The organism is Pseudomonas sp. F-14 TE3482 (genome assembly GCF_053629455.1).
This window is the reverse complement of record NZ_JBRJII010000001.1, coordinates 6260018-6281102: the sequence shown is the minus strand read 5'-3', so window position 1 is coordinate 6281102 and position 21085 is coordinate 6260018. Positions and strand designations below refer to the sequence as shown.

Sequence of the window (21085 nt, the reverse complement as noted above, 5' to 3'; positions counted from 1 at the left end):
TAAATTCCTCTAAGCGATGCGAAGCGAACCTGCCAACGGAGCCGGCAGGGCGTCGACGGCGGCGCGATTGGCACGGCGGTCGCTGTTCAAAGGGATGTCGTAGGTGATGCGTGCGCCATAGGCGCCGGGGGCGTGCGGATCGATGCGGACCTTGTCGAACACCAGCAAACGGGTGCCGAGACTGAAACCTTCGGACAGGTCATGGGTGACCATGAACACCGTTAGCTGGGTCTCGCGCCACAGTTCCAGCAGCAAGCCGTGCATGTCTTTGCGGATCCCCGGATCGAGCGCGCCGAAGGGTTCGTCGAGCAACAGCACGCGCGGCTTCATGATCAGCGCTTGGGCGATTGCCAGGCGTTGTTGCATACCGCCGGAGAGCTGCGCCGGGTATTTGTCCAGCGAGTGACCGAGGCCGACTTTGTGCAGCAGCACCGAAGCCTGTTCCCGCGCCTCGCGTTTGGCGCTGCCGAACAACCGCCCCAGCAAGGGCGAGCGCGGCAGTTCGAGGCCGATGGCGACGTTGTCCAGCACGCTCAAGTGCGGGAACACCGAGTAGCGCTGGAACACCACGCCGCGGCTGGCATCCGGTTCGCTGGCCAGGGCCTGGCCGTCCAACAGAATCTCGCCGCGACTGGCGCGCTCCTGGCCCAGCAGTAGCCGCAGGAAAGTCGATTTGCCGCAACCTGACGCACCGACCAAGGTGCAGAACTCGCCCTCGTTGACGTTCAGGTTCAGACCTTCGAGCACTACCTGATCGGCGTATTGCTGCCAGACGTTTTTCACCGTGATGAAGCTCATACCCGCGCTCCTTCATACCAAGGAAAAGCACGCTGGGTCAGGCGTTTCAGGCCCCAGTCCATCAGCCAGGCAAGCAGGGTAATCCACACGACATAAGGCAGGATCACGTCCATCGCCAGGTAGCGGCGCACCAGGAAAATCCGGTAGCCGAGACCATCGGTGGAGGCGATGGCTTCGGCAGCGATCAGGAACAACCACGCCGAACCCAGCATCAGTCGCAGCGAGATCAACAGGCGCGGCAACAATTGCGGCAGCACCACGCGCAGCATCAAGGTCCAGGTCGAAGCGCCAAGCGTCTGCGCCTTGATCAGCAACTCGACGGGAATTTCCCGGGCGCGCTGTTCCAGGTCCCGGGCCAGGCACGGGGTGATACCGATCACGATCAGCATCACTTTCGACAACTCCCCCAGCCCGAACACGATGAACAGAATCGGCAGGATCGCCAGTGGCGGCACCATCGAAAGCACGGTGAGTACCGGCGACAAAGGTGCGCCGAACAGCGGCAGGGTCCCGGCGGCGATGCCCAGGCACAGCCCGGCCAATGCACTGATGCCGAGGCCGATGGCCAGCCGTCGCAGGCTGGCGGCGCTGTCTTGCCAGAGCAGGTATTCACCGGTGCGGGTGTCGGCGGTGAAGGCCAGTCGTTTCACCGCGTCGGTCATCTGCACGGCACTGGGCAACAGTTTGTCGTTGGGGTTGTCCATCAGCCGCTCGGCCGAGCCCATGAAGTAGGCAAACAACACCAGGGCGAACGGCAGGATCACCAACAGCAGGCGACTCGGGCGATCCGGGTGGCGATTGATCAGGCGCATGGCCTAGTCCTCCGTTGTTACAACGTGGAGTCGGCAGCCATCTGCACATAGCTCGGGTCGAAGCGCAGCTTGAGGTTGGTCTTGTCGCCGCTGGTCACGCCATTGGCGAAGGCCATGCCGATGGCACTGGTGTCCTTGGCGCCTTCACCCAGCAAGCCGTGCTGAAAGGAGAACTCGGCGACCTTGCGCATGGTGTCGGGCAGTTGCTTGCTGGTGGCGAATTCCAACGCTTCTTTTGGTGTGGCAAACAATTTGGTGGTGTCGAGTTGCGCCTGGAAACCAGCCAGGTCGGTGCCCGAGGCTTTGGCCATGTGTTCGAGAGCGGCTTTGCTGGCGGCGTTTTTGGCGTTCATCAACTCCACCACTTCAAACCAGGCGCCGGTCAGCGCTTTGCCCAAGGCCGGGTTGTCTTTGAGGGTGGCGCTGTTGACCACCATCATGTCCATGATTTCGCCGGGAACCTGGCTGGAGTTGAAGACTTCAGTCACGCCGGGTTTGGCCTTGATGTCCGAGAGCATCGGGTTCCAGGTGGTGACGGCGTTGACCTGGGCGGTGTTGAAGGCGGCCGAGATGTCGGCGTCGGAGGTGTTGACCACTTTCAGGTCTTTCTCGGTGAGGTCCACCGAATCGAGCGCCCGGGCCAATAGGTAGTGGGACACCGAGAGTTCCACCAGATTGACGTCCATGCCCTTGAGGTCGGCGACTTTCTTGCCTTCGCCTTTGAGCACGATGCCGTCGTTGCCATTGGAGAAGTCGCTGACGATCAGCGCCGTGCTGTCGACGCCACCGGCAGCCGGAATGGTCAGCGCATCCATGTTGGTCATGGTGCAGCCGTCAAACTGGCCGGCGGTGTATTGGTTGATGGATTCGACGTAATCGTTGAGCTGCACCACATCGATTTTGATGCCGTACTTTTTCGCCCATTTGTCGACGATGCCTTGGCTGCCTGCATATTCCCAGGGCATCCAGCCGGCATAAATAGTCCAGCAGACGCTGAAATGGTCTTTCTGTGCGGCTTGGGACGAGACGCTCACGAGGGCTGCAAAAGCAGCGGCAAGCAGGGTGGGTAAACGAAGTCGGGACATGGGATGGTTCTCCAGTTGATCAAGGGCGGACAGGAAGGCAGCGGCACCGCGAACGGTGGCTTGTCTCCCGGGCTTTTGTCCCGCCGTGTAACCTCAACTGGAGGTCGCCAACTCTCGGACCAGCCACTCGCCTAAGCGAGCCGGAACCCTAGTCAGCCATTGCAAATTGTGGTGCCGCGAACCTGTGATGACTCCTGCACGCCTTTGGTTAAGCGAGAGCCGTGCCAAGTCGGTTTGAGCCCTCTAGCTTGGGCATCGAGGAAAAGGGGAGGGATAAACAAGCGGCATGCCCTGCCTTGTCATGGTGCGTTGGCGCATGTCTATGCACCGTAGATGGACGCAGTGGCCGCTGATCTGAAGGCCGACGCTGTCTGGCACTCGATACCGGTTTGAAAGTCAAAACAGGTGTCAGCCGGCCTGTGCCGACTGCTGTTGCGGGTCTTCCAGGAGGCCGCCATGCTTTTTCAGAAAAAGCTCCGCCGAATACTGCTCTTTTTGTTTTTTGGTTTGGGCTTGTCCGGCTGTTATTACTACGTAGGTGGTGCCGATGTTTATTCGACACCTTATTACTACCCTGGCTATTACTACTCTCCTTACTACTACGGCGGCCCGCGTTTTTATGGGGGCTATCGCTATTTTTATTACGGTGGGCATCCCCGTCATCACCACGGAGGACACCATCGCGGACACCGTTAATCAGCTCATCAATACAGCGGCGCGTCCGGCTCACGGAAGCGCCGTTTTCTTTGAAAAGATGAAAAACCTTTCATCGGCTACTTGTTTCAACGTGTTGCGGGAGCGCACCAGATTCCGAATTCACTGTCTGATATTTCGACAGTCGCCGAACCATTGACTGTCGCCTGCCAGCGTCGCTGGTGTGGCTCACCCGCGGTCCAGGAGGCCGCCATGCTCTGTCAAAAAAAGCTCCGTCAAATTCTGCTGATTGTTTTATCGGGATTGTCTCTTGGTGCATGCGTGCCCTATTCCGATGGAGGATCCGGCTACTACCGTTCCGAGGTCTACACGTCCCCAGCGCCGTATTACTCCGGTGGCGGGTCTTATTACTCCGACGGCCGTTACTACACCGCGCCGCGCAGGTATTACTCACCGCCTGCACGGTATTACCAGCCATCGCCGCGTTACTACCACCAGCCGCGGGTTTATCAATCGGCACCGCGCTATTACCAGCCGGCGCCACGAGCAGACTACCGGGTCTATCAGAATCGTGGATGGGACCGTCATGATCGTAGGGGCTGGGATGGCCGTCACCGCAGCGGTCGGGGTGATGACTATCGAGGCCACAGCAGGTCGGATCATCGTGGCGATAGAGGTCATAGGAGCGATCACCGTGATGGCGATCGGGATGGCCGAGGCAATCGCTGGTAAACACTCAATAAAAAAGCGGCGCATGAAGCGCCGCTTTTTTTGTGCCTGAATTTTCAGTATTCCGATAAATCCGCCAGAGGATGCCGTCCTTCCCAGACCTTATGGAAATGCGCCTCCACCGCCGCCTCCGGCACAGTATTGATGTCCGGCCAGTGCCAGCGAGGTTTCTGGTCCTTGTCGATCAACCGCGCTCGTACGCCTTCGCTGAACTCCGGATGACGACAGCAATTGAGGCTCATGGTGTATTCCATCTGAAAGACTTGAGCCAACGATAGATGCCGGGCGCGAACGATCTGTTCCCACACCAGATGAGCGGTCAGGGGTGAGCCTTCAGTCATGGTTTTGGCGGCACGCCCGAGCAGCGGGTCGGAATGATCGCGCAGCGCGCTGATGGCTTTCCAGGCGCAACGAACGTCGCTGACATCCAGCAGTTCGTCGATCAGCTCGCGTCGAGGCAGCCACTGCGCCTCGGGCATCTGCGCGATCGCTTCCTGCTGCAAGGCCTTGAGCAGGCTGTTGAGCTGCATGGCTGTCTGTTCCTGCCAGTTCAATTGCAGCAAACCTTCGATCAACTCATGCTGTTGATCATCGCGCAGGAAGCGGTCAGCGAGGTCCAGATCGATCGCATCGCGACCGTTTATCTGGGCGCCGGTCAGGCCGAGAAACAATCCGAGCTTGCCGGGCAACCGCGACAGAAACCAACTGGCGCCGACGTCCGGGTACAAGCCGATGCCGATCTCCGGCATCGCCAGTCGGCTGCTTGGCGTGACGATCCGAATGCTCGCCCCTTGCAGCAGCCCCATGCCACCGCCCAGCACGTAACCATGACCCCAGCAGATCAGCGGTTTCGGGTAGGTGTGCAGGTTGAAGTCGAGGCGATATTCTGCCGCAAAGAAGTGTGCAGCCAAGGGCGGCACTTCGCCGGGAAGGGCGCGACATGCCTCCACCAGGCTGCGTACTTCCCCGCCGGCGCAAAAAGCTTTAGTGCCATTGCCGCGCAGCAGCACGCAAACGATCTGTGGCTCCTTGGCCCAGGCATCCAGTTGATCGCGCAGGGCGTTGATCATCGGCAAGGAGAGGGCGTTGAGGGACTTTTCGGCATCCAGGCTGGCGATGCCGATGCGTGCGCCGTCGGTGCCGGTGAGTTCTTCGAAGTGCAGATTCATCGTGACCTCGATCGGTAAATTGAGCGTTTAGTATGATCGCTCTATAGGAAAGTGCCGGATCTGTATCAGATCAATTGACAAGGGAGATAGGGTTTCCTAGGGTTCGCCCCATTGTTTTTGCCGGATGTAACCATGACTGCTGACGACCGTATCAAACTCGAACCGAGCTGGAAGGAGGCACTGCGTGCCGAATTCGACCAGCCTTACATGGCAGAGTTGCGCACATTCCTGCAACAGGAGCGCGCGGCGGGCAAAGAGATCTATCCTCCCGGACCAATGATCTTCAACGCGCTCAATTCCACGCCGCTGGACAAGGTCAAAGTGGTCATTCTCGGTCAAGACCCTTACCACGGCCCGGGTCAGGCCCATGGGTTGTGCTTCTCGGTGCAACCGGGCGTACCGGCGCCGCCATCGCTGGTGAACATCTATAAAGAGTTGAAGCGCGACCTGAACATCGACATTCCCAATCATGGCTACCTGCAGAGTTGGGCAGAGCAGGGCGTGTTGATGCTCAACACCACCATGACCGTGGAACGCGCGAATGCCAACGCCCATGCGGGCAAGGGCTGGCAATATTTTACCGACCGGATTATTGAAGTGGTCAGCGAGCATCAGCCACATCTGGTATTCCTGCTGTGGGGCGCGCATGCCCAGAGCAAGCAGAAACTCATCGACGCCACCAAACACCTGGTGCTGACCTCGGTCCATCCGTCGCCGCTGTCCGCCTATCGCGGCTTCCTCGGCTGCGGGCACTTCAGTCGGGCGAACAAGTTTCTGGAACAGAATGGCGAGACGCCGATCGAGTGGCGATTGCCGTCGGTCTGATGTGTTGACCGGGAGGCCCCATCGCGGGCAAGCCCGCTCCCACAAGGACTACGCGGACCCTGTGGGAGCGGGCTTGCCCGCGATAAAAGCGACTCGGTCTATCAGGGAGAATCCGGTTCCCGGTTCCAATACCGAAACAACGGCTCCGCCAGAAACAATACAAACAACAGCCGCATCACCTGCATAGCCGTCACTAGCGGTACCGACAATTGCAGTGTCTCCGCCGTCAGGCTCATTTCGGCAATTCCACCAGGCATCATGCCCAAGGTCAGCGAACGCAGATCCAGCTGAGTCAGCGCACTCAAACCCAATGCCGCCAGAGTTGCGATCAACATGGTCAACACCGTGCCAAGCAGGGTTCGGCCCATGAACGACGGTGCCCGCCGGAAGAACTGCCGATTGAAGTGACACCCCAACCCGCTGCCAATCAGCCACTGGCCAATCTGACTGCCGCCATTGGGCAGACCGATGTGCAGGTCCCAGGCAATGCTCACCGTCGCAGTCACCAGCAACGGTCCGAATAGCCACGGATTGGGCTGGCGCAGACGTTGCCAGATCCAGGCGGCAAGGGCGCCCGCCGGGAACAGAATGGCCAGCCACCACCAATTGACGGTCGTTGGATGCAAGACCGGCGCACCGTCGCCCAACAGATACTTGAACGCCGCCGGCACACACAGCACCACCACCAGCACCCGCAAACTCTGCCCCGCCGCGACACGGCTGAGCACCGCGCCGTTGCGGGCGCCAAGGTTGACCATTTCGCCGGAGCCACCGGGCATGCTGGAAAAGAATGCGGTGGCGCGATCTTCCCCGGTGCGCCGCATCAACCAGACCCCGACCACCGCGGACAGGCTGGTGACCAACGCACCGAAGAAGATCAGACCGAAGTGGCTCAGCACCTGCTCCATCACCACCGGGGTGAAGTGCAGGCCGATGCCGATGCCGACGATCCACTGGCCGCACTTGCGCCCGCCAGGGATTTCCGCCAATTGCCAGGGAGTCAGGCAGCGCACCAGGATGATCGCCAGCAACGAGCCGACCATCCACGGTAGCGGCCAGCCGATCTGGCTGGCGAGGTAACCGCCCAGCAGACCGACCAGCGGTGTTCCCCACCAGCTTTTGAACGGGGTGCGATCAGACATCGGCGATAGCGCGCCGGGCGACCGAACGTTTGCGCCAGATACGCAGCAGCGGCATCAGCAACATGATTGCAGTCAACACCCAGCAACCGAATGTGATCGGGCTCGACCAGAGGATTTCCAGCGCACCGTTGGAAATCGACAGGGCGCGACGCAGGTTTTGCTCCATCAGACCTCCAAGGATGAAACCCAGCAGTACCGGCGACAACGGGAAGTCCAGCTTGCGCAGGATGTAGCCGAAGATGCCGATGCCGATCATCAGGAACAGGTCGAACGTGGTGGCATGCACCGCGTAGACACCGATCCCGGTGATGATCGCGATCACCGGCACCAGCGCCCAGTTTGGCACGGCGAGGATGCGGGTAAAGATGCGGATCATCGGAATGTTGAGGATCACCAGCATCACGTTGGCGACGAACAACGACGCGATCAGCCCCCAGACGATGTCCGGTTGCTGCTGGAACAACAGCGGGCCAGGGGTGATGTTGTACAGCGACAGCGCGCCGATCATCACCGCCGTGGTGCCCGAACCCGGAACGCCGAGGGTCAGCATCGGCACCAGTGCACCGCAGGCGGCGCCGCCGATGGCGGTTTCCGGCGCCGCGAGGCCACGCATGTCGCCTTGTCCGAACGTGCCCTTGGCGCCAGCGATACGTTTCTCGGTCATGTAGGCCACAGCGCTGGCCAATGTCGCACCGGCACCCGGCAACACGCCCATGATGAAGCCCAGAAAACCGCAACGGATGTTTACCAGAAACACCGCCGAGGCTTCCTTGAAGTTGAACATCATGCGCCCGGTGGCTTTCACCGCTTCCTGGCCGCGATGGGTTTTTTCCAGTAGCAGGAGGATTTCGCTGATGGAGAACAGGCCCAACACCAGCACGACAAACTGAATGCCGTCCGTCAGGTGAATGTTATCCCCGGTGAAACGGTATACGCCGCTGTTGGCGTCGATCCCGACGCTGGACAGAAACAGACCGATCAGCGCTGCAATGAAGGTCTTGAGCGGTCGGTCGCCGGCCATGCCGCCAAGACAGACAATCGCAAACACCATCAGCACGAAATACTCCGCCGGTCCGAAGGCAATTGCCCACTTCGCCAGCAGCGGGGCGAACAGCACCATGCCGCACGTCGCAATGAATGCACCGATGAACGAGCTCCACGCCGACAGCGACAGCGCTACACCGGCCAGGCCTTTGCGGGCCATCGGATAACCGTCGAGGGTGGTCATCACGGTGGAGGCTTCGCCCGGAATGTTCAGCAGGATCGAGCTGATCCGGCCGCCGTACTCGCAACCCAGGTACACCGCCGCCAACAGGATCAACGCCGACTCCGGTGGCAGGCCAAGGGCGAATGCGATCGGAATCAGCAACGCCACGCCATTGATCGGACCCAGCCCCGGCAACAGTCCGACGACGGTACCGATCAGGGTGCCGCACAGCGCGGTCACGAGATTGTATGGGGTCAGCGCGACGCCGAAGCCCTGACCCAAATAGCCTAAAGTATCCATATCAGTTCTCCAGAACGTCGAGCACGCCCAGCGGCAGTGGCACGTCCATCAACTTGTCGAACAGCAGATAAAGACCGATGGCCATCAGGCTGATGATCACCGCACTGGGCAGCCAGCGGCCCCCATACAGGCGTGCCATCGGGACCCCGATCAGAATGCTGGCGACGATGAAACCAAGAGGTTCGAAGGTCCCGGCGAACACCAGCAACAGCAGCACGCAAATGCCGATTTTGATCAGGGTTTCGCGGTCCAGTTTCGGGTCATCGTCGCTGTGCACGATCGGCGCCGGTCGAAACACCATGTACAGCAAAGCCAGGCCCATCAGGCCGAGCATCAACAGAGGGAAGGCCCGAGGCCCGACCGGTTCGTAGGAAAAAGCCGCTTGATACGGCCACGCCATCAGGGCCAGGCCGATACAGGCCAGCAACAGCACCGAAGCGAAAATGCGTTGTATGAGCATGAGGAACTCCTGGGCCACGACCCCGAGAACCGGGGCCGTGGCCGCTAGACAGAGGCGATCACTGGATCAGGCCGAACTCTTTGGCCAGCACTTTGTAGTCCGCGACCTGCTTCTTCACGTAGGTGTCCAGCTCCGGGCCGGTCATGGCGAACGGGAACAGTTCACGCTGATCGCGCAGCTTGGCGAAGTCCTCGGAGGCCAACAGTTTGTCGAAGGCGTCTTTCCACCAGGCGTAGTCTTCGTCGCTGACTTTTGGCCCGAGGTAGAAGCCGCGAACCACCGGCCAGACGATGTCGTAGCCCTGCTCTTTAGCGGTCGGAATGTCTTTCATTTCCGGCTCGTCCAGACGCTTCTCGGAGAACACCGCGAGCAGGCGCATGTCGCCGCTCTGAATGTGTGGCATGGAGTCGGAGATGTCGGTGCTGCCGACCTGGATGTGGCCACCGAGCAGCGCGGTGGCGATTTCACCACCGCCTTCGAGGGCGACGTAACGCAGGTCGCGCGGGTTGATTCCGGCGGCCTTGGCGATCAGTGCGGTTTGCATCCAGTCCTGGCTGCCGACGGTGCCGCCGGAACCGATCACCACTTTGCTCGGATCTTTCTTCAGCGCCTGAACCAGATCGTCCAGGGTCTTGTAAGGCGAATCGCTTTTCACCGCGATGGCACCATAGCTTGTGCCGACGGCGGCCAGCCAGCGGACGTTGGTTTCATCGAAACGACCGAACTTGCCTTGTGCCAGGTTCAGCAGCGAACCGCTGGACCACGCCACCAGCGTGCCGGCATCGGCAGGGCGTTGAGCGACCACCGCGTTGTACGCTACCGCGCCGACACCGCCGGGCATGTAGGTCACGCGCATCGGTTTGGTCAGCAGTTTTTCGTTGACCAGCGCGCTTTGCGCCAGTTTGCAGGTGAGGTCGAAGCCGCCGCCTGGCGAGGCCGGGGCGATGCATTCCGGACGTTTCGGTTCGGCCATCAATTGGCTGGCAAACAGCACACAGCTGGCGGCGAGAGCAACTTTACGCAGTGATAAGTTCATTTGAGTCTCCACGGGCATTATTGTTATTGGACGTGATGTTTACCAAAGGGCAACGCTATAGCTCACCAGCAGACGCACTTCATCGGCATCGCGAGCGGAGTAATTGGAACGGTAGGTGGCATTGCGCAAGCGTACGGCGACATCTTTCAAGGCGCCGCTTTGTACGACGTATTTGATCTCGGTGTTGCGCTCCCACTCTTTGCCTTCGTCACCGTTCTTGAGCTTGATGTTATCGCCGCTCAGGTAACGGCTCATGAAGCTCAGGCCGGGAATGCCGAGTTTGGCGAAGTCATAGTCGTAACGTGCCTGCCAGGAACGTTCTTCGGCGCCGGCAAAATCATTGATCTGCACGAAGTTGACCAGGTACGGATCGCTGCCATCGACGTAGGGGAAGGCACTGTCACCGGACATGTGCTGATAACCGGCGCTGAATTTATGCCCGCTCAAGGCATAGCTCACCAGACCGTTAAGGGATTGGTTGTCGATCTTGCCGCCCCGGGCCGCGCCCTCGTCGTCACTGATGGCCAATCGCAGATCGGTGCCGAAAGTACCGGGGCCGAACGGTTGCGATGCGACAACGCCGAGGAAGTGCTGGTTGTAGACTTCATCGAGTTGGGCGAAGTGGTAGCTGCCGGTGATCTTGTCGGTGAACTTGTAATCCACGCCGCCAAAATCAAAGTGCTTGCCAGCCACGGTGCCGGCGAAACGGCTGTTCTTGTTGTTGAGGGCAATATCCTCGAAGTCGGTGCTGTCGCGGTCCTTGGCTTTCTCCAGGCGGCCGCCGGTGAAGGTCAGGTTCTTGATCTCTTTGGAGGTCAACAGGCCGCCTTCAAAGGTCTGCGGCAGAATGCGCCCGTCGTTGGGTTTGAGGATCGGCAGTTCCGGAATCAGGCTGCCGATTTTCAGTTCCGTGGCGGAGATTTTCATTTTGCCGGTCAGGCCGAGCTTGGAATATTCATCCGCCGCGCGTCCGTCGTCATGGGTCGGCAACAGGCCGGTTCCAGTGCGATCCGGACTCGAATCGAGTTTTACCCCGAGCATGCCCAGCGCATCGACACCGAACCCCACGGTGCCGTCGGTGTAACCCGATTGCAGATTGAGCATGAACCCCTGAGCCCATTCGTCCCGCTTGGATTGCTGGGCGCTGGTGCCGTCGCGAAAGTCGCGGTTGAAATACATGTTGCGGGTTTCGAAGGTTGCCGTACTGTCTTCGAAGAAGGCAGCCTGGCTCAACGGCGAAAAGCCGGCGAGGGCGGCGGCACTGGCAAGGGCGGTGTGGCTGAGGCGGGAAAAACGAACAGGCGGGCGAGCCTGAAGCTGCATGGACAGCATGGTGACGTACTCCGTTTATTGTTCTTATTGGCGAAAACGCTTCGAGGCGTTTCTCGTACTGCTATGGGCACTAGCAACGGCAGTCGAAACTGTCCGTGGCTGGACTCTAACCGGCCAACCTTTCGCTAACCTTTCAGCTGACTTTCCCGGTTTTCGGGCTTCACAGCGACGGATGCGGCTGTAAACTCCGCGCCAAAGAATGGCGTCGACCATCCCTGAATGAGGTAAAGATCCATGCGTGTTCTGCTCGTTGAAGACCATCTGCAGCTTGCCGAAAGTGTCGCCCAGGCGCTCAAGAGCACCGGGTTGACCGTGGATGTGTTGCACGACGGTGTGGCGGCTGACCTGGCCTTGAGCAGCGAGGAATACGCCGTGGCGATCCTCGATGTCGGCCTGCCGCGCATGGATGGCTTCGAAGTGTTGGCGCGCTTGCGGGCCCGGGGCAAGAACCTGCCGGTGCTGATGCTGACCGCCCGCAGCGACGTCAAGGATCGGGTTCACGGCCTGAACCTTGGGGCTGACGATTACCTGGCCAAACCCTTCGAGCTGACAGAGCTCGAGGCCCGGGTCAAAGCCTTGCTGCGCCGCAGTGTGCTCGGCGGTGAACGTCAGCAGCGTTGTGGCGTGCTGGCCTATGATCTGGACACCCGGCGCTTTACCCTTGGCGAAGAATTGCTGACCCTGACCTCTCGTGAGCAGGCGGTGCTAGAAGCCCTGATCGCCCGTCCCGGTCGGGTGATGAGCAAGGAACAACTGGCCGCCCAGGTCTTCGGTCTGGACGAGGAGGCCAGTCCCGATGCCATCGAAATCTATGTCCACCGCTTGCGCAAGAAACTCGACGGCCAACCGGTGGCCATCGTGACCTTCCGCGGCCTTGGCTATCTGCTGGAAAGTCGCGATGCATAAGCTCAGCAGCCTGCGTTGGCGGCTGCTGTGGAACCTCGCGCTGCTGTTGGTGGTGTTGATGCTCGCCAGTGGTTTGAGCGCGTACTGGAACGGTCGCGAAGCCGCCGACACCGCTTATGACCGGACCCTGCTGGCCTCGGCGCGGACCATCGCCGCCGGCCTGTCCCAGCGCGATGGCAGCCTCAGCGCCAACGTGCCTTACGTGGCCCTCGATACGTTCGCCTACGACAGCGCCGGGCGAATTTTTTACCTGGTCAACGACATCAACCAGAAGCTGATCTCGGGCTACGAAAACCTGCCGGCACCGCCGCCGGGAACGCCGCGCACCGATGATTATCCGGCGCTGGCGCGTTTCTATAACGCCACCTATCAGGGGCAGAACGTGCGAGTGGTCAGCCTGCTCAAAGCGGTCAGCGAGCCGAATATGAACGGCATGGCGGAAATTCGCGTGGCGGAAACCGATGAAGCACGGGTCCGCATGGCTCGCAGCCTGATGGCCGACACCTTGTTGCGTCTGGGTATGTTGGCGATCGGTGCATTGCTGATGGTGTGGTTTGCGGTCAGTGCGGCGCTACGCCCGCTGGAGCGCTTGCGCACGGCGGTGGAAGAGCGTCAGCCCGATGACTTGCGGCCCTTGCCGTTGGTGGAAGTTCAGCACGAGTTGGGGCCGCTGGTGCGTGCGCTCAATCACTTTACCGAGCGTTTGCGTGGACAGTTCGAGCGTCAGGCGCAGTTCATCGCCGATGCCGCTCATGAATTGCGTACCCCGTTGGCGGCGCTCAAGGCACGGCTCGAACTGGGCTTGCGCTCGAACGAACCCGACACCTGGCGCAGCACTCTGGAAACCGCCGCCCAGGGCACAGATCGCCTGACTCACCTGGCCAATCAATTACTCTCGCTGGCTCGGGTCGAGAATGGCGCCCGGGCAATCGCCGAGGGCGGTGCGCAGTTACTCGACCTCAGTCAGTTGGCCCGTGAATTGGGCATGGCCATGGCACCGCTGGCCCATGCCCGTGGCGTGGCGCTGGCGCTGGAAGCCGACGAGCCGGTGTGGCTGCGCGGCGAGCCGACGCTGTTGAATGAATTGTTGAGCAACCTGGTGGACAACGCACTGGCCCACACGCCACCGGGCGGCAATGTGATCTTGCGGGTCATGGCACCGGCGGTGCTGGAGGTTGAGGACGATGGCCCGGGAATTCCCCTTGAAGAGCGGGATCGGGTGTTCGAGCGTTTTTATCGGCGTAACGAGCAGGTGGCCGGATCGGGACTTGGATTGGCCATCGTCGGCGAGATCTGCCGCGCCCACCTGGCGCAGATCAGCCTGCATGATGGCGAGCAGGCGGGGTTGAAGGTGCGGGTGAGTTTTATCGCAGGAGAGTGAACACAGGACCTGTGGCGAGGGAGCTTGCTCCCGCTGGGCTGCGAAGCAGTCCCAAAACCATACACCACAGTATTTCAGTTAAACCGTGTTGTCCGGATTACGACTGCTGCGCAGCCGAGCGGGAGCAAGCTCCCTCGCCACAGTTACTCGTTCACAATCAATAAAACATCGACCGCGATTCTTCCAGATCCCTGCACATCGCCTCGTTCTCCGGATCGATCCCCAGCTTCTTGAAGGCCGGTACGCTGAAGGGATCGATACGGGCCAGTGGGTGATCGGTGTCCTTGTGGCAATACAGGCTGGCCACTTGCACCAGATCGACATAGTCGACCCGCTCCGATTGCCGCTTGAAATCCAGATACAACCCCGGCAATTGCACCAGCATTTCCGGAAACTCCCAGACTCTGAGCAATTTATCGCCGAGCAGCGGGTGAATCCGGTCGATCACATGGTTGAGGCTGACCGGGTCAGACAGCAATTCATAGTGATCTTCGGCGTAGGTCAGGATCGGCAGTACACCAATCTGATGCACGAGCCCGCCGAGCGCGGCCTGATCAGGCTTGAGCTGTGTGTAATTGCGGCACAACGAATAGCTGACGCCGGCGATTTCCAGGCTCTTGCGCCAGACTTCGCGCATTTTCTGTTCCACCACTTCGGAACGGGCATTGAAGATCTGTTCCATCACCAGGCCGATGGCCAGGTTGCTGCTGTAATTGACGCCCAGCCGGGTGATGGCCGTGTGCAGGTCAGTCACTTCCTGGGTCGCGCGCAGCAACGGGCTATTGACCACTTTGATCAGGCGCGCCGACAGCGCGGTATCGCGGCCAATCACTTTGCTCAGTGTGCTGACACTGATTTCCGGGTCTTCGGCGGCCTTGCGAATCTGCAGGGCCACTTCCGGTAACGTTGGCAGAACCAGGTCATCGTTATCGATGGCCTCAACCAAATCCTGTTGGACCTTATCCGCCAGCTCGCTCATTTCTTTTCTCTAGGGTATTGCGACAAGTGCTGCTATTAACGCTGGATTTCGCGATCGCGATCCAGGTGGTAAGGCAGGTCGAGCAGATGCAGGCCCGGACCTTCGAGTGCGCCAAGGTGCAGGTTGCCATCTTCTGCCGCTTCGGCTTGCAGCACGGCAAGGAGTTCAATGTTTTGCCCGGCGCGGGCGGCCAGCACCACTTCACCGATCGAACTGTTGTGGGTCGGGGAGAACAGTTGGGTACCGGGCTCCGGTAATTCGCTGGCTTCCAGCTGCAGGCGATACAGACGGCGCTTGAGCTTGCCCAGGTATTGCATGCGCGCGACGATTTCCTGGCCGGTGTAGCAACCTTTCTTGAAACTCACGCCACCGACGGCTTGCAGATTGAGCATCTGCGGGATGAACAGCTCGCGGGTGCTCGGCATGACCTGGCCGATCCCGGCGCGGATCTGGCCCAGCAGCCATTGGTTCAATTCACCTTCGGCCAACAGAGCGGACAGCTTGCCCTTGATGGCGTCGGCCTGATCGGCGCGAACCCAGAGTTCAGCGCGATCCGGCGAGACGCGAAGGGCGATCAGGCCGTCATTGCGCACGACGCTGTCGGTTTCTGCCGGTAGTTCCAGGCCCAGGCTGGCCAGTGCTGCATCGCCATGCTCAAGGCCAAAGCGAGCCCAAAGGGCGCTTTCATCAGTCAGTTTCGATTTGGAGAACACCGCGTACTTTTTCAGGTCCGCCAGTTGCGGCTCCAGCAGTTCGCTGGCCATTGCCATGAGCACACCGTCGCCTTCCAGCAGAATGCGGAAACTCGACTGCATCCGGCCTTTCTGCGTGCAGCGCGCGCCAAGGCTGGCCTGGGTGTCACTCAGGTAATTAAGGTTGCAAGTCAATTGGCCTTGCAGGAATTTGCCGGCATCCGCGCCGCGTACCGCGAGAACGCCTTCGTGAGACAGGGTGCAGAAAAAAGCAGAATCGGCCATGGGTCATCGCAGGGTAAAGAGTCCGAGGGACATCATAAGGGGGCGCCCATGAAATGGGTAGTTCACAAAGGATCGATGGGGGCGACCAACGCCGACTGTTCGAGCGGGCCCGGGGCTGTATACTTGCCGCCTATTTGAGGAGCGCTCCATGGTCGAAGATGTTGAACTGAATCGCCTCTACTGGCACAGCCGCCGTGGCATGCTTGAGCTTGACGTGTTGCTGGTGCCGTTTGTGAAGGAAGTTTACCCGCACCTCAACGAGGTCGATCGCGCGTGCTACGTCAGGTTGCTCGAATGCGAAGATCAGGACATGTTCGGCTGGTTCATGGAACGTGCCGAATCGGAAGATCCGGAGCTTCAGCGCATGGTTCGCATGATCCTGGATCGTGTCCAGCCCAAGTAACGCGTTCGAATGCCGCTGGCATGCCTCACGGCAGTTGCTGGCGGCGTATCTTCTGGCCCAGCTTTTCGCGCTGGGTTCGTTGTTTCTTCTTTCCATGCCGGTCTGGGCCAGTTTGCTCGGCGCTTTTTGCTGCCTGGCTCATGGCGTTTGGGCATTGCCGCGACAGATTTTGCTGACACACCCTCAGGCGTTTCGCGGCTTGCGTCGCGATGCCGATGGTTGGCAGTTGTGGAATCAGGCGGTAGGTTGGCAGCCCGTGCAGCTGCGGCCGGACAGTCTGGCGTTGCCATTGATTGTGGTGCTGCGTTTTCGTCTGCGCGATGAGCGACGGATCAGGGCGATCTGTGTGCCGCGCGATTCGCAGGCGGCGGATGTGCACCGACGCCTGCGGGTTCGGCTCAAGTTCAGTCGGCGTAGGTGGGCGGCACCAGAATAGTGTCCAGGGCGACCGGCAACATGTTCGGATAGTCGAGGGTGTAATGCAGGCCGCGACTTTCCTTGCGCTCCATGGCTGACCGGATCATCAGGTCTGCTACCTGAGCAAGGTTGCGCAGCTCGATCAAATCCCGGCTGACCTTATAGTTGCTGTAGAACTCGTCGATTTCGTCCAGCAACAGTTGCACCCGGTGCTGGGCCCGTTGCAGGCGCTTGTTGGTGCGCACGATGCCGACGTAGTCCCACATGAATCGCCGCAGTTCATCCCAGTTGTGCGCAATGATCACGTCTTCGTCTGAATCGGTGACCTGGCTCGCATCCCAAACGGGCAGGGCGGTTGGAATCGATACTTCTGGCAACTGCTCAAGAATATCCGCCGCCGCCGAACGAGCGTAAACGAAACACTCCAGCAGCGAGTTGCTGGCCATGCGGTTGGCGCCATGCAGGCCGGTGAAGCTGGTTTCGCCAATCGCATACAGGCCCGGCACATCGGTGCGGCCCCGCTGATCGACCATCACGCCGCCGCAGGTGTAGTGCGCCGCCGGTACCACCGGGATCGGTTGCTTGGTGATGTCGATGGAAAATTCCAGGCAGCGTTCATAAACCGTCGGGAAATGCGTCTTGATGAAATCTTCGGGTTTGTGGCTGATGTCCAGGTAGACGCAGTCGATACCCAGGCGCTTCATCTCATGGTCGATGGCGCGGGCGACGATGTCCCGTGGTGCCAGCTCGGCCCGTGGGTCGAAGCGCTGCATGAAGCGTTCGCCATTGGGCAGCTTCAGATGGCCGCCTTCGCCGCGCAGGGCTTCGGTGATCAGGAAGCTCTTGGCTTGTGGATGATAAAGGCAGGTGGGGTGGAACTGGTTGAATTCCAGGTTCGCCACCCGACAGCCCGAACGCCAGGCCATAGCGATGCCATCACCGCAAGCACCGTCGGGGTTGCTGGTATAGAGGTAGACTTTTGCCGCGCCGCCCGAGGCAAGGATCACGAAGCGTGCGCCGTAGGTGTCGACTTCACCGGTGCCGCGGTTAAGCACATAGGCGCCGAGGCAACGGTCGCCTTCAAGGCCCAGGCGCTTTTCGGTGATCAGGTCGACCGCGACCCGCTGCTCCAGCAGTTCGATGTTGGGACGCTGCTTGGCCTGATCGAGCAGGGTTCTGAAGATCGCTGCGCCCGTTGCGTCAGCTGCGTGGATGATGCGCCGATGGCTGTGACCGCCTTCGCGGGTCAGGTGAAACTCGAAACCACCGTCTTCGGTGCCGGACTGTTCATCGCGGGTAAAGGGCACGCCTTGGTCGATCAGCCATTGAATCGCCTCTCTGCTGTGCTCGACCGTAAAGCGCACGGCATCTTCATGGCACAGGCCACCACCGGCGTTGAGGGTGTCATCGACATGGGACTCGACAGTGTCGGTGTCATCCAGAACAGCAGCGACACCACCCTGGGCCCAGAAGGTCGAGCCGTTGGCGAGGTCGCCTTTGCTCAATACGGCGATGCGCAAATGACCGGGCAAGGTCAGCGCAAGGCTCAAGCCGGCAGCACCGCTGCCAATTACCAGAACATCGTGTTGAAACTGTTGGCTCATTTCAGGATTCCGCTCAAAGCGACCCGGGACGGGGTTGGCGCAAGACAGCTGGATCGGCGAGTCAAGACAGCCACACAGCCCACTAGTATATAGAGGGGGGGAGCGGCACAATAGCCGGGCCAGCATGGCATTGTGAAACTACTGTGACGGAAAAGGCTGGACACTTCGTCGGAAGTTTTTTTGATGGCTTCGGCGACAAGAGGACTGTATCGCGGATTTAACAGTCTTTTTCTCTTCACGGTTGCACAATGTCGGTTTCGGGCAGCTATAAATATGGAACTTTTGCCAAAGGCCCAAGATCAATAGACGGTTGCCTGAAACAAGGGACAGCGTCGGCTTCGGTGCAGGACTTGCGATTGGGTCCTTGCTGATGAATCCGATGACAAGATTATTCGCGCAGCCGGGTTATCCCGCGCTGCGCTTTTCGTGCGTGCCAAATCAGAGCCCGCAGGAAACTTGCTTGGAGGGGGAGAACTTTTGCGAAAAGCCCGAGTCTATGTTTGCAAGTCTGGTCGTTCAGTAATGCAAGCCTCCTTCGAGCTTATCGAGGAGTGTTCATGCTAACCCAGGAAGAGGATCAGCAGCTGGTCGAGCGCGTTCAACGCGGCGACAAGCGAGCTTTCGATCTGCTAGTGCTGAAATACCAGCACAAAATTCTCGGGTTGATCGTGCGGTTCGTGCACGACACCCATGAAGCCCAGGATGTCGCACAGGAAGCCTTTATCAAGGCATACCGTGCACTTGGTAATTTTCGCGGAGACAGCGCGTTTTATACGTGGCTTTACCGCATCGCCATCAACACGGCGAAAAACTATCTGGTTTCACGCGGCCGCCGGCCGCCGGATAGCGATGTCAGTTCCGAGGATGCAGAGTTCTACGACGGCGATCATGGCCTCAAGGATCTCGAGTCGCCAGAACGTGCATTGCTGCGGGATGAGATCGAAGGCACCGTCCATCGAACCATTCAGCAACTGCCAGAAGATTTGCGTACGGCTTTAACTTTACGTGAATTCGATGGTCTGAGTTACGAGGACATTGCCAGCGTCATGCAGTGTCCGGTGGGTACCGTGCGCTCCCGGATCTTCCGCGCCCGGGAGGCCATCGATAAAGCCCTGCAGCCGTTGTTGCAGGAAAACTGAGACAGCGGCGACAGCCAAGAGAGGAACGCCATGAGTCGTGAAGCCCTGCAGGAATCGCTGTCCGCGGTGATGGATAACGAAGCGGACGAATTGGAATTGCGTCGGGTGTTGAATGCCTTCGACGATGTTGAAACCCGCGATACCTGGGCTCGTTACCAGATCGCTCGGGCAGTTATGCACAAGGATTTGTTGCTTCCTCGTCTGGACATCGCTGCGGCAGTCTCTGCTGCGCTGGCTGACGAAGCCGTACCGGCAAAAGCCTCTCGCGGTCCATGGCGCAGCCTGGGTCGTCTGGCAGTCGCTGCTTCGGTGACGGTTGCCGTGCTGGCGGGTGTTCGTCTGTACAACCAGGACGAGATCGCCGGTGTCGAGTTGGCCCAGCAATCCAGTCAACCGGGTCTGACCGCTCCTCAGGTCAAGGGCCCCGCTGTATTGGCAGGCTACAATGAGAGCTCGGAAGCCACTGGCCCTATGGCCAACGGCGTATTGCAAGGTCAGCCAGGCTGGCACGATCAGCGTCTGCCAGGTTACTTGCGCCAACATGCTCAACAGGCTGCATTGAAAGGTACTGAGAGCGCTCTGCCTTACGCTCGTGCAGCAAGTCTGGAAAACCGTTAAGGAGGATCATGCGCGCCATACCTCTACTTACGCTTCTGCTCAGCGGCTGGTTTGTTGTTCCAGCCCACGCCGATGAAGCCCAGGACTGGCTGAAGCGTCTGGGGCAGGCGGAGCAAACGCAGAGCTTCCACGGTACTTTCGTCTACGAGCGTAACGGTAGTTTCTCTACCCATAACATCTGGCATCGCGTCCAGGATGGCAAGGTCCGCGAGCGTTTACTCCAGCTCGACGGCTCGGCACAGGAAGTCGTGCGCATTGATGGGCATACTCAATGCGTGAGCGGCACCCTGATAGCAGGGCTGGGGGACACACCCAACTCCACCGCTCGTGCACTCGATCCACAAAAGCTAAAGAATTGGTATGACCTTGCCGTCATTGGCAAGTCGCGTGTGGCCGGGCGTGCGGCGGTGATCGTGTCGTTAAAGCCTCGCGATCAGCATCGTTACGGTTTTGAGCTGCATCTGGACAAGGAAACCGGTTTGCCGTTGAAGTCATTGCTGCTCAATGACAAAGGGCAACTGCTGGAGCGGTTCCAGTTCACCCGACTGGACACTGCCCAGATGCCTTCCGACAGCGATTTGCAGGCAGGTTCTGATTGCAAACCTATTACCCTCGACAGTGACAAGGCTTCCGCCGTCAAAACTGCGCAGGTCTGGCATTCGGACTGGTTACCGCCAGGTTTCGAGCTGACCAGCAGTACCTCTCACAAGGACCCGGAGACCAAAGCCCAGGTCAACAGTCTGATGTTCGACGACGGTCTGGCCCGATTCTCGGTATTCCTTGAGCCGTTGAATGGCGCAACAGTCACTGATACGCGCACCCAGCTGGGGCCAACCGTTGCTGTCTCCCGGCGATTGACTACACCGCAAGGCGAGATGATGGTGACCGTTGTCGGTGAAATACCGATTGGCACCGCCGAACGGATTGCGCTGTCCATGCGCAACGATGCCGCGGCTACCAGCAAGCAGTGAGTTGAGTCAGCCGTGCTCGCCTATCTGGGGCTGGTTGGAGCGAGGATCGGTAATGGCTGTCGCGCCATTAATGTCTCGAAATGTTTTGCCGAGCATTTTCATTTGCAAATATCCCGAATTTTTTTATAGGTCAGAACCCCT

22 protein-coding genes and 1 riboswitch are annotated in these 21085 nt (G+C 59.7%); of the genes, 10 read left to right on the top strand and 12 right to left on the bottom strand.

What is annotated here, in order from left to right:
* Window positions 1-9: 9 nt before the first annotated feature.
* The 3 genes from AB7M26_RS28560 to AB7M26_RS28550 are packed head-to-tail and all read right to left on the bottom strand — an operon-like array spanning window position 10 to window position 2695.
* On the bottom strand, window positions 10-798 hold the full coding sequence (locus AB7M26_RS28560; protein WP_123499112.1) for an ABC transporter ATP-binding protein: 789 nt from the start codon (window positions 796-798) through the stop codon (window positions 10-12).
* Complete coding sequence (locus AB7M26_RS28555) at window positions 795-1610, bottom strand: ABC transporter permease (protein WP_123499110.1); 816 nt, start codon at window positions 1608-1610, stop codon at window positions 795-797. The genes AB7M26_RS28560 and AB7M26_RS28555 overlap by 4 nt, the downstream gene beginning before the upstream one ends.
* A 17-nt stretch (window positions 1611-1627) precedes the next feature.
* Window positions 1628-2695 (bottom strand): putative urea ABC transporter substrate-binding protein, encoded by a 1068-nt coding sequence (locus tag AB7M26_RS28550; RefSeq protein ID WP_123499108.1) that lies wholly within the window; start codon window positions 2693-2695, stop codon window positions 1628-1630.
* 62 nt (window positions 2696-2757) lie between these two features.
* Window positions 2758-2858: riboswitch (guanidine-I (ykkC/yxkD leader) on the bottom strand.
* Window positions 2859-3151: 293 nt separating this feature from the next.
* Here AB7M26_RS28550 and AB7M26_RS28545 point away from each other — a divergent pair.
* Together AB7M26_RS28545 and AB7M26_RS28540 are read left to right on the top strand one after the other, a co-directional pair.
* Entirely contained in the window at window positions 3152-3391 is a 240-nt protein-coding gene (locus tag AB7M26_RS28545) for a hypothetical protein (protein WP_123499106.1), read from the top strand.
* 210 nt (window positions 3392-3601) lie between these two features.
* The gene (locus tag AB7M26_RS28540; RefSeq protein ID WP_123499104.1) at window positions 3602-4081 is read left to right on the top strand and encodes a hypothetical protein; all 480 of its coding nucleotides are present in this window, start codon (window positions 3602-3604) and stop codon (window positions 4079-4081) included.
* A 53-nt stretch (window positions 4082-4134) separates the two neighbouring features.
* On the opposite strand, the gene AB7M26_RS28535 is transcribed toward AB7M26_RS28540, so the two are convergent.
* Entirely contained in the window at window positions 4135-5247 is a 1113-nt protein-coding gene (locus tag AB7M26_RS28535) for an enoyl-CoA hydratase/isomerase family protein (RefSeq protein WP_123499102.1), read from the bottom strand.
* 132 nt (window positions 5248-5379) lie between these two features.
* Here AB7M26_RS28535 and ung point away from each other — a divergent pair, with 132 nt between their 5' ends.
* On the top strand, window positions 5380-6072 hold the full coding sequence (gene ung, locus AB7M26_RS28530) for a uracil-DNA glycosylase (protein WP_008074486.1): 693 nt from the start codon (window positions 5380-5382) through the stop codon (window positions 6070-6072).
* A gap of 101 nt (window positions 6073-6173) precedes the next feature.
* Here the strand turns inward: ung and AB7M26_RS28525 are convergent, their stop codons facing one another.
* Genes AB7M26_RS28525 through AB7M26_RS28505 form a run of 5 tightly spaced genes read right to left on the bottom strand, consistent with a single transcriptional unit; the run spans window position 6174 to window position 11549 of the window.
* Window positions 6174-7214, bottom strand: coding sequence for an AbrB family transcriptional regulator (locus AB7M26_RS28525; protein WP_123499101.1), 1041 nt, complete (start codon window positions 7212-7214; stop codon window positions 6174-6176).
* Entirely contained in the window at window positions 7207-8721 is a 1515-nt protein-coding gene (locus AB7M26_RS28520) for a tripartite tricarboxylate transporter permease (protein WP_123499098.1), read from the bottom strand. The genes AB7M26_RS28525 and AB7M26_RS28520 overlap by 8 nt, the downstream gene beginning before the upstream one ends.
* A 1-nt stretch (window position 8722) precedes the next feature.
* Entirely contained in the window at window positions 8723-9181 is a 459-nt protein-coding gene (locus AB7M26_RS28515; RefSeq protein WP_123499096.1) for a tripartite tricarboxylate transporter TctB family protein, read from the bottom strand.
* 58 nt (window positions 9182-9239) lie between these two features.
* The gene (locus AB7M26_RS28510) at window positions 9240-10217 is read right to left on the bottom strand and encodes a Bug family tripartite tricarboxylate transporter substrate binding protein (protein WP_095051498.1); all 978 of its coding nucleotides are present in this window, start codon (window positions 10215-10217) and stop codon (window positions 9240-9242) included.
* A gap of 39 nt (window positions 10218-10256) precedes the next feature.
* Window positions 10257-11549, bottom strand: a complete 1293-nt coding sequence (locus tag AB7M26_RS28505) for an OprD family porin (RefSeq protein WP_123499094.1) — start codon at window positions 11547-11549, stop codon at window positions 10257-10259.
* 234 nt (window positions 11550-11783) lie between these two features.
* Between AB7M26_RS28505 and AB7M26_RS28500 the strand changes: the two genes are divergently transcribed.
* Window positions 11784-12455 (top strand): response regulator, encoded by a 672-nt coding sequence (locus tag AB7M26_RS28500; protein WP_007898613.1) that lies wholly within the window; start codon window positions 11784-11786, stop codon window positions 12453-12455.
* Window positions 12448-13836 (top strand): sensor histidine kinase, encoded by a 1389-nt coding sequence (locus AB7M26_RS28495; RefSeq protein ID WP_123499092.1) that lies wholly within the window; start codon window positions 12448-12450, stop codon window positions 13834-13836. Before AB7M26_RS28500 ends, AB7M26_RS28495 begins: the two co-directional genes overlap by 8 nt.
* Window positions 13837-13993: 157 nt before the next feature.
* Here AB7M26_RS28495 and AB7M26_RS28490 read toward each other — a convergent pair whose 3' ends face one another.
* Together AB7M26_RS28490 and ygfZ are read right to left on the bottom strand one after the other, a co-directional pair.
* Window positions 13994-14815 carry an HDOD domain-containing protein gene (locus tag AB7M26_RS28490; RefSeq protein ID WP_123499090.1) on the bottom strand — a complete coding sequence of 274 codons (822 nt, stop codon included), beginning with the start codon at window positions 14813-14815 and terminating at the stop codon, window positions 13994-13996.
* Window positions 14816-14850: 35 nt separating this feature from the next.
* Entirely contained in the window at window positions 14851-15792 is a 942-nt protein-coding gene (gene ygfZ / locus AB7M26_RS28485) for a CAF17-like 4Fe-4S cluster assembly/insertion protein YgfZ (RefSeq protein WP_123499088.1), read from the bottom strand.
* Window positions 15793-15940: 148 nt separating this feature from the next.
* On the opposite strand from ygfZ, the gene AB7M26_RS28480 reads away from it, so the two are divergent.
* A complete protein-coding gene (locus AB7M26_RS28480; RefSeq protein ID WP_007898624.1) occupies window positions 15941-16195 on the top strand; it encodes an FAD assembly factor SdhE in 255 nt (84 codons plus the stop codon).
* On the top strand, window positions 16179-16631 hold the full coding sequence (locus AB7M26_RS28475) for a protein YgfX (protein ID WP_192344359.1): 453 nt from the start codon (window positions 16179-16181) through the stop codon (window positions 16629-16631). The genes AB7M26_RS28480 and AB7M26_RS28475 overlap by 17 nt, the downstream gene beginning before the upstream one ends.
* Here the strand turns inward: AB7M26_RS28475 and nadB are convergent.
* Complete coding sequence (gene nadB, locus AB7M26_RS28470; protein WP_008074472.1) at window positions 16600-18216, bottom strand: L-aspartate oxidase; 1617 nt, start codon at window positions 18214-18216, stop codon at window positions 16600-16602. The two genes, AB7M26_RS28475 and nadB, sit on opposite strands and share 32 nt — an antisense overlap.
* Before the next feature lie 557 nt (window positions 18217-18773).
* Between nadB and rpoE the strand changes: the two genes are divergently transcribed.
* Genes rpoE through AB7M26_RS28455 form a run of 3 tightly spaced genes read left to right on the top strand, consistent with a single transcriptional unit; the run spans window position 18774 to window position 20944 of the window.
* Complete coding sequence (gene rpoE, locus AB7M26_RS28465; RefSeq protein WP_003172477.1) at window positions 18774-19355, top strand: RNA polymerase sigma factor RpoE; 582 nt, start codon at window positions 18774-18776, stop codon at window positions 19353-19355.
* A 30-nt stretch (window positions 19356-19385) separates the two neighbouring features.
* Complete coding sequence (locus tag AB7M26_RS28460) at window positions 19386-19973, top strand: sigma-E factor negative regulatory protein (RefSeq protein ID WP_007898648.1); 588 nt, start codon at window positions 19386-19388, stop codon at window positions 19971-19973.
* 8 nt (window positions 19974-19981) lie between these two features.
* Entirely contained in the window at window positions 19982-20944 is a 963-nt protein-coding gene (locus AB7M26_RS28455; protein WP_123499083.1) for a MucB/RseB C-terminal domain-containing protein, read from the top strand.
* Window positions 20945-21085: the final 141 nt, after the last annotated feature.

What these genes read in the sequence shown, in the direction of transcription:
- AB7M26_RS28560 (WP_123499112.1), bottom strand. Translation starts at nt 798, where the DNA reads ATGAGCTTCATCACGGTGAAAAACGTCTGGCAGCAATACGCCGATCAG.
- AB7M26_RS28555 (WP_123499110.1), bottom strand. Translation starts at nt 1,610, where the DNA reads ATGCGCCTGATCAATCGCCACCCGGATCGCCCGAGTCGCCTGCTGTTG.
- AB7M26_RS28550 (WP_123499108.1), bottom strand. Translation starts at nt 2,695, where the DNA reads ATGTCCCGACTTCGTTTACCCACCCTGCTTGCCGCTGCTTTTGCAGCC.
- AB7M26_RS28545 (WP_123499106.1), top strand. Translation starts at nt 3,152, where the DNA reads ATGCTTTTTCAGAAAAAGCTCCGCCGAATACTGCTCTTTTTGTTTTTT.
- AB7M26_RS28540 (WP_123499104.1), top strand. Translation starts at nt 3,602, where the DNA reads ATGCTCTGTCAAAAAAAGCTCCGTCAAATTCTGCTGATTGTTTTATCG.
- AB7M26_RS28535 (WP_123499102.1), bottom strand. Translation starts at nt 5,247, where the DNA reads ATGAATCTGCACTTCGAAGAACTCACCGGCACCGACGGCGCACGCATC.
- ung (WP_008074486.1), top strand. Translation starts at nt 5,380, where the DNA reads ATGACTGCTGACGACCGTATCAAACTCGAACCGAGCTGGAAGGAGGCA.
- AB7M26_RS28525 (WP_123499101.1), bottom strand. Translation starts at nt 7,214, where the DNA reads ATGTCTGATCGCACCCCGTTCAAAAGCTGGTGGGGAACACCGCTGGTC.
- AB7M26_RS28520 (WP_123499098.1), bottom strand. Translation starts at nt 8,721, where the DNA reads ATGGATACTTTAGGCTATTTGGGTCAGGGCTTCGGCGTCGCGCTGACC.
- AB7M26_RS28515 (WP_123499096.1), bottom strand. Translation starts at nt 9,181, where the DNA reads ATGCTCATACAACGCATTTTCGCTTCGGTGCTGTTGCTGGCCTGTATC.
- AB7M26_RS28510 (WP_095051498.1), bottom strand. Translation starts at nt 10,217, where the DNA reads ATGAACTTATCACTGCGTAAAGTTGCTCTCGCCGCCAGCTGTGTGCTG.
- AB7M26_RS28505 (WP_123499094.1), bottom strand. Translation starts at nt 11,549, where the DNA reads ATGCTGTCCATGCAGCTTCAGGCTCGCCCGCCTGTTCGTTTTTCCCGC.
- AB7M26_RS28500 (WP_007898613.1), top strand. Translation starts at nt 11,784, where the DNA reads ATGCGTGTTCTGCTCGTTGAAGACCATCTGCAGCTTGCCGAAAGTGTC.
- AB7M26_RS28495 (WP_123499092.1), top strand. Translation starts at nt 12,448, where the DNA reads ATGCATAAGCTCAGCAGCCTGCGTTGGCGGCTGCTGTGGAACCTCGCG.
- AB7M26_RS28490 (WP_123499090.1), bottom strand. Translation starts at nt 14,815, where the DNA reads ATGAGCGAGCTGGCGGATAAGGTCCAACAGGATTTGGTTGAGGCCATC.
- ygfZ (WP_123499088.1), bottom strand. Translation starts at nt 15,792, where the DNA reads ATGGCCGATTCTGCTTTTTTCTGCACCCTGTCTCACGAAGGCGTTCTC.
- AB7M26_RS28480 (WP_007898624.1), top strand. Translation starts at nt 15,941, where the DNA reads ATGGTCGAAGATGTTGAACTGAATCGCCTCTACTGGCACAGCCGCCGT.
- nadB (WP_008074472.1), bottom strand. Translation starts at nt 18,216, where the DNA reads ATGAGCCAACAGTTTCAACACGATGTTCTGGTAATTGGCAGCGGTGCT.
- rpoE (WP_003172477.1), top strand. Translation starts at nt 18,774, where the DNA reads ATGCTAACCCAGGAAGAGGATCAGCAGCTGGTCGAGCGCGTTCAACGC.
- AB7M26_RS28460 (WP_007898648.1), top strand. Translation starts at nt 19,386, where the DNA reads ATGAGTCGTGAAGCCCTGCAGGAATCGCTGTCCGCGGTGATGGATAAC.
- AB7M26_RS28455 (WP_123499083.1), top strand. Translation starts at nt 19,982, where the DNA reads ATGCGCGCCATACCTCTACTTACGCTTCTGCTCAGCGGCTGGTTTGTT.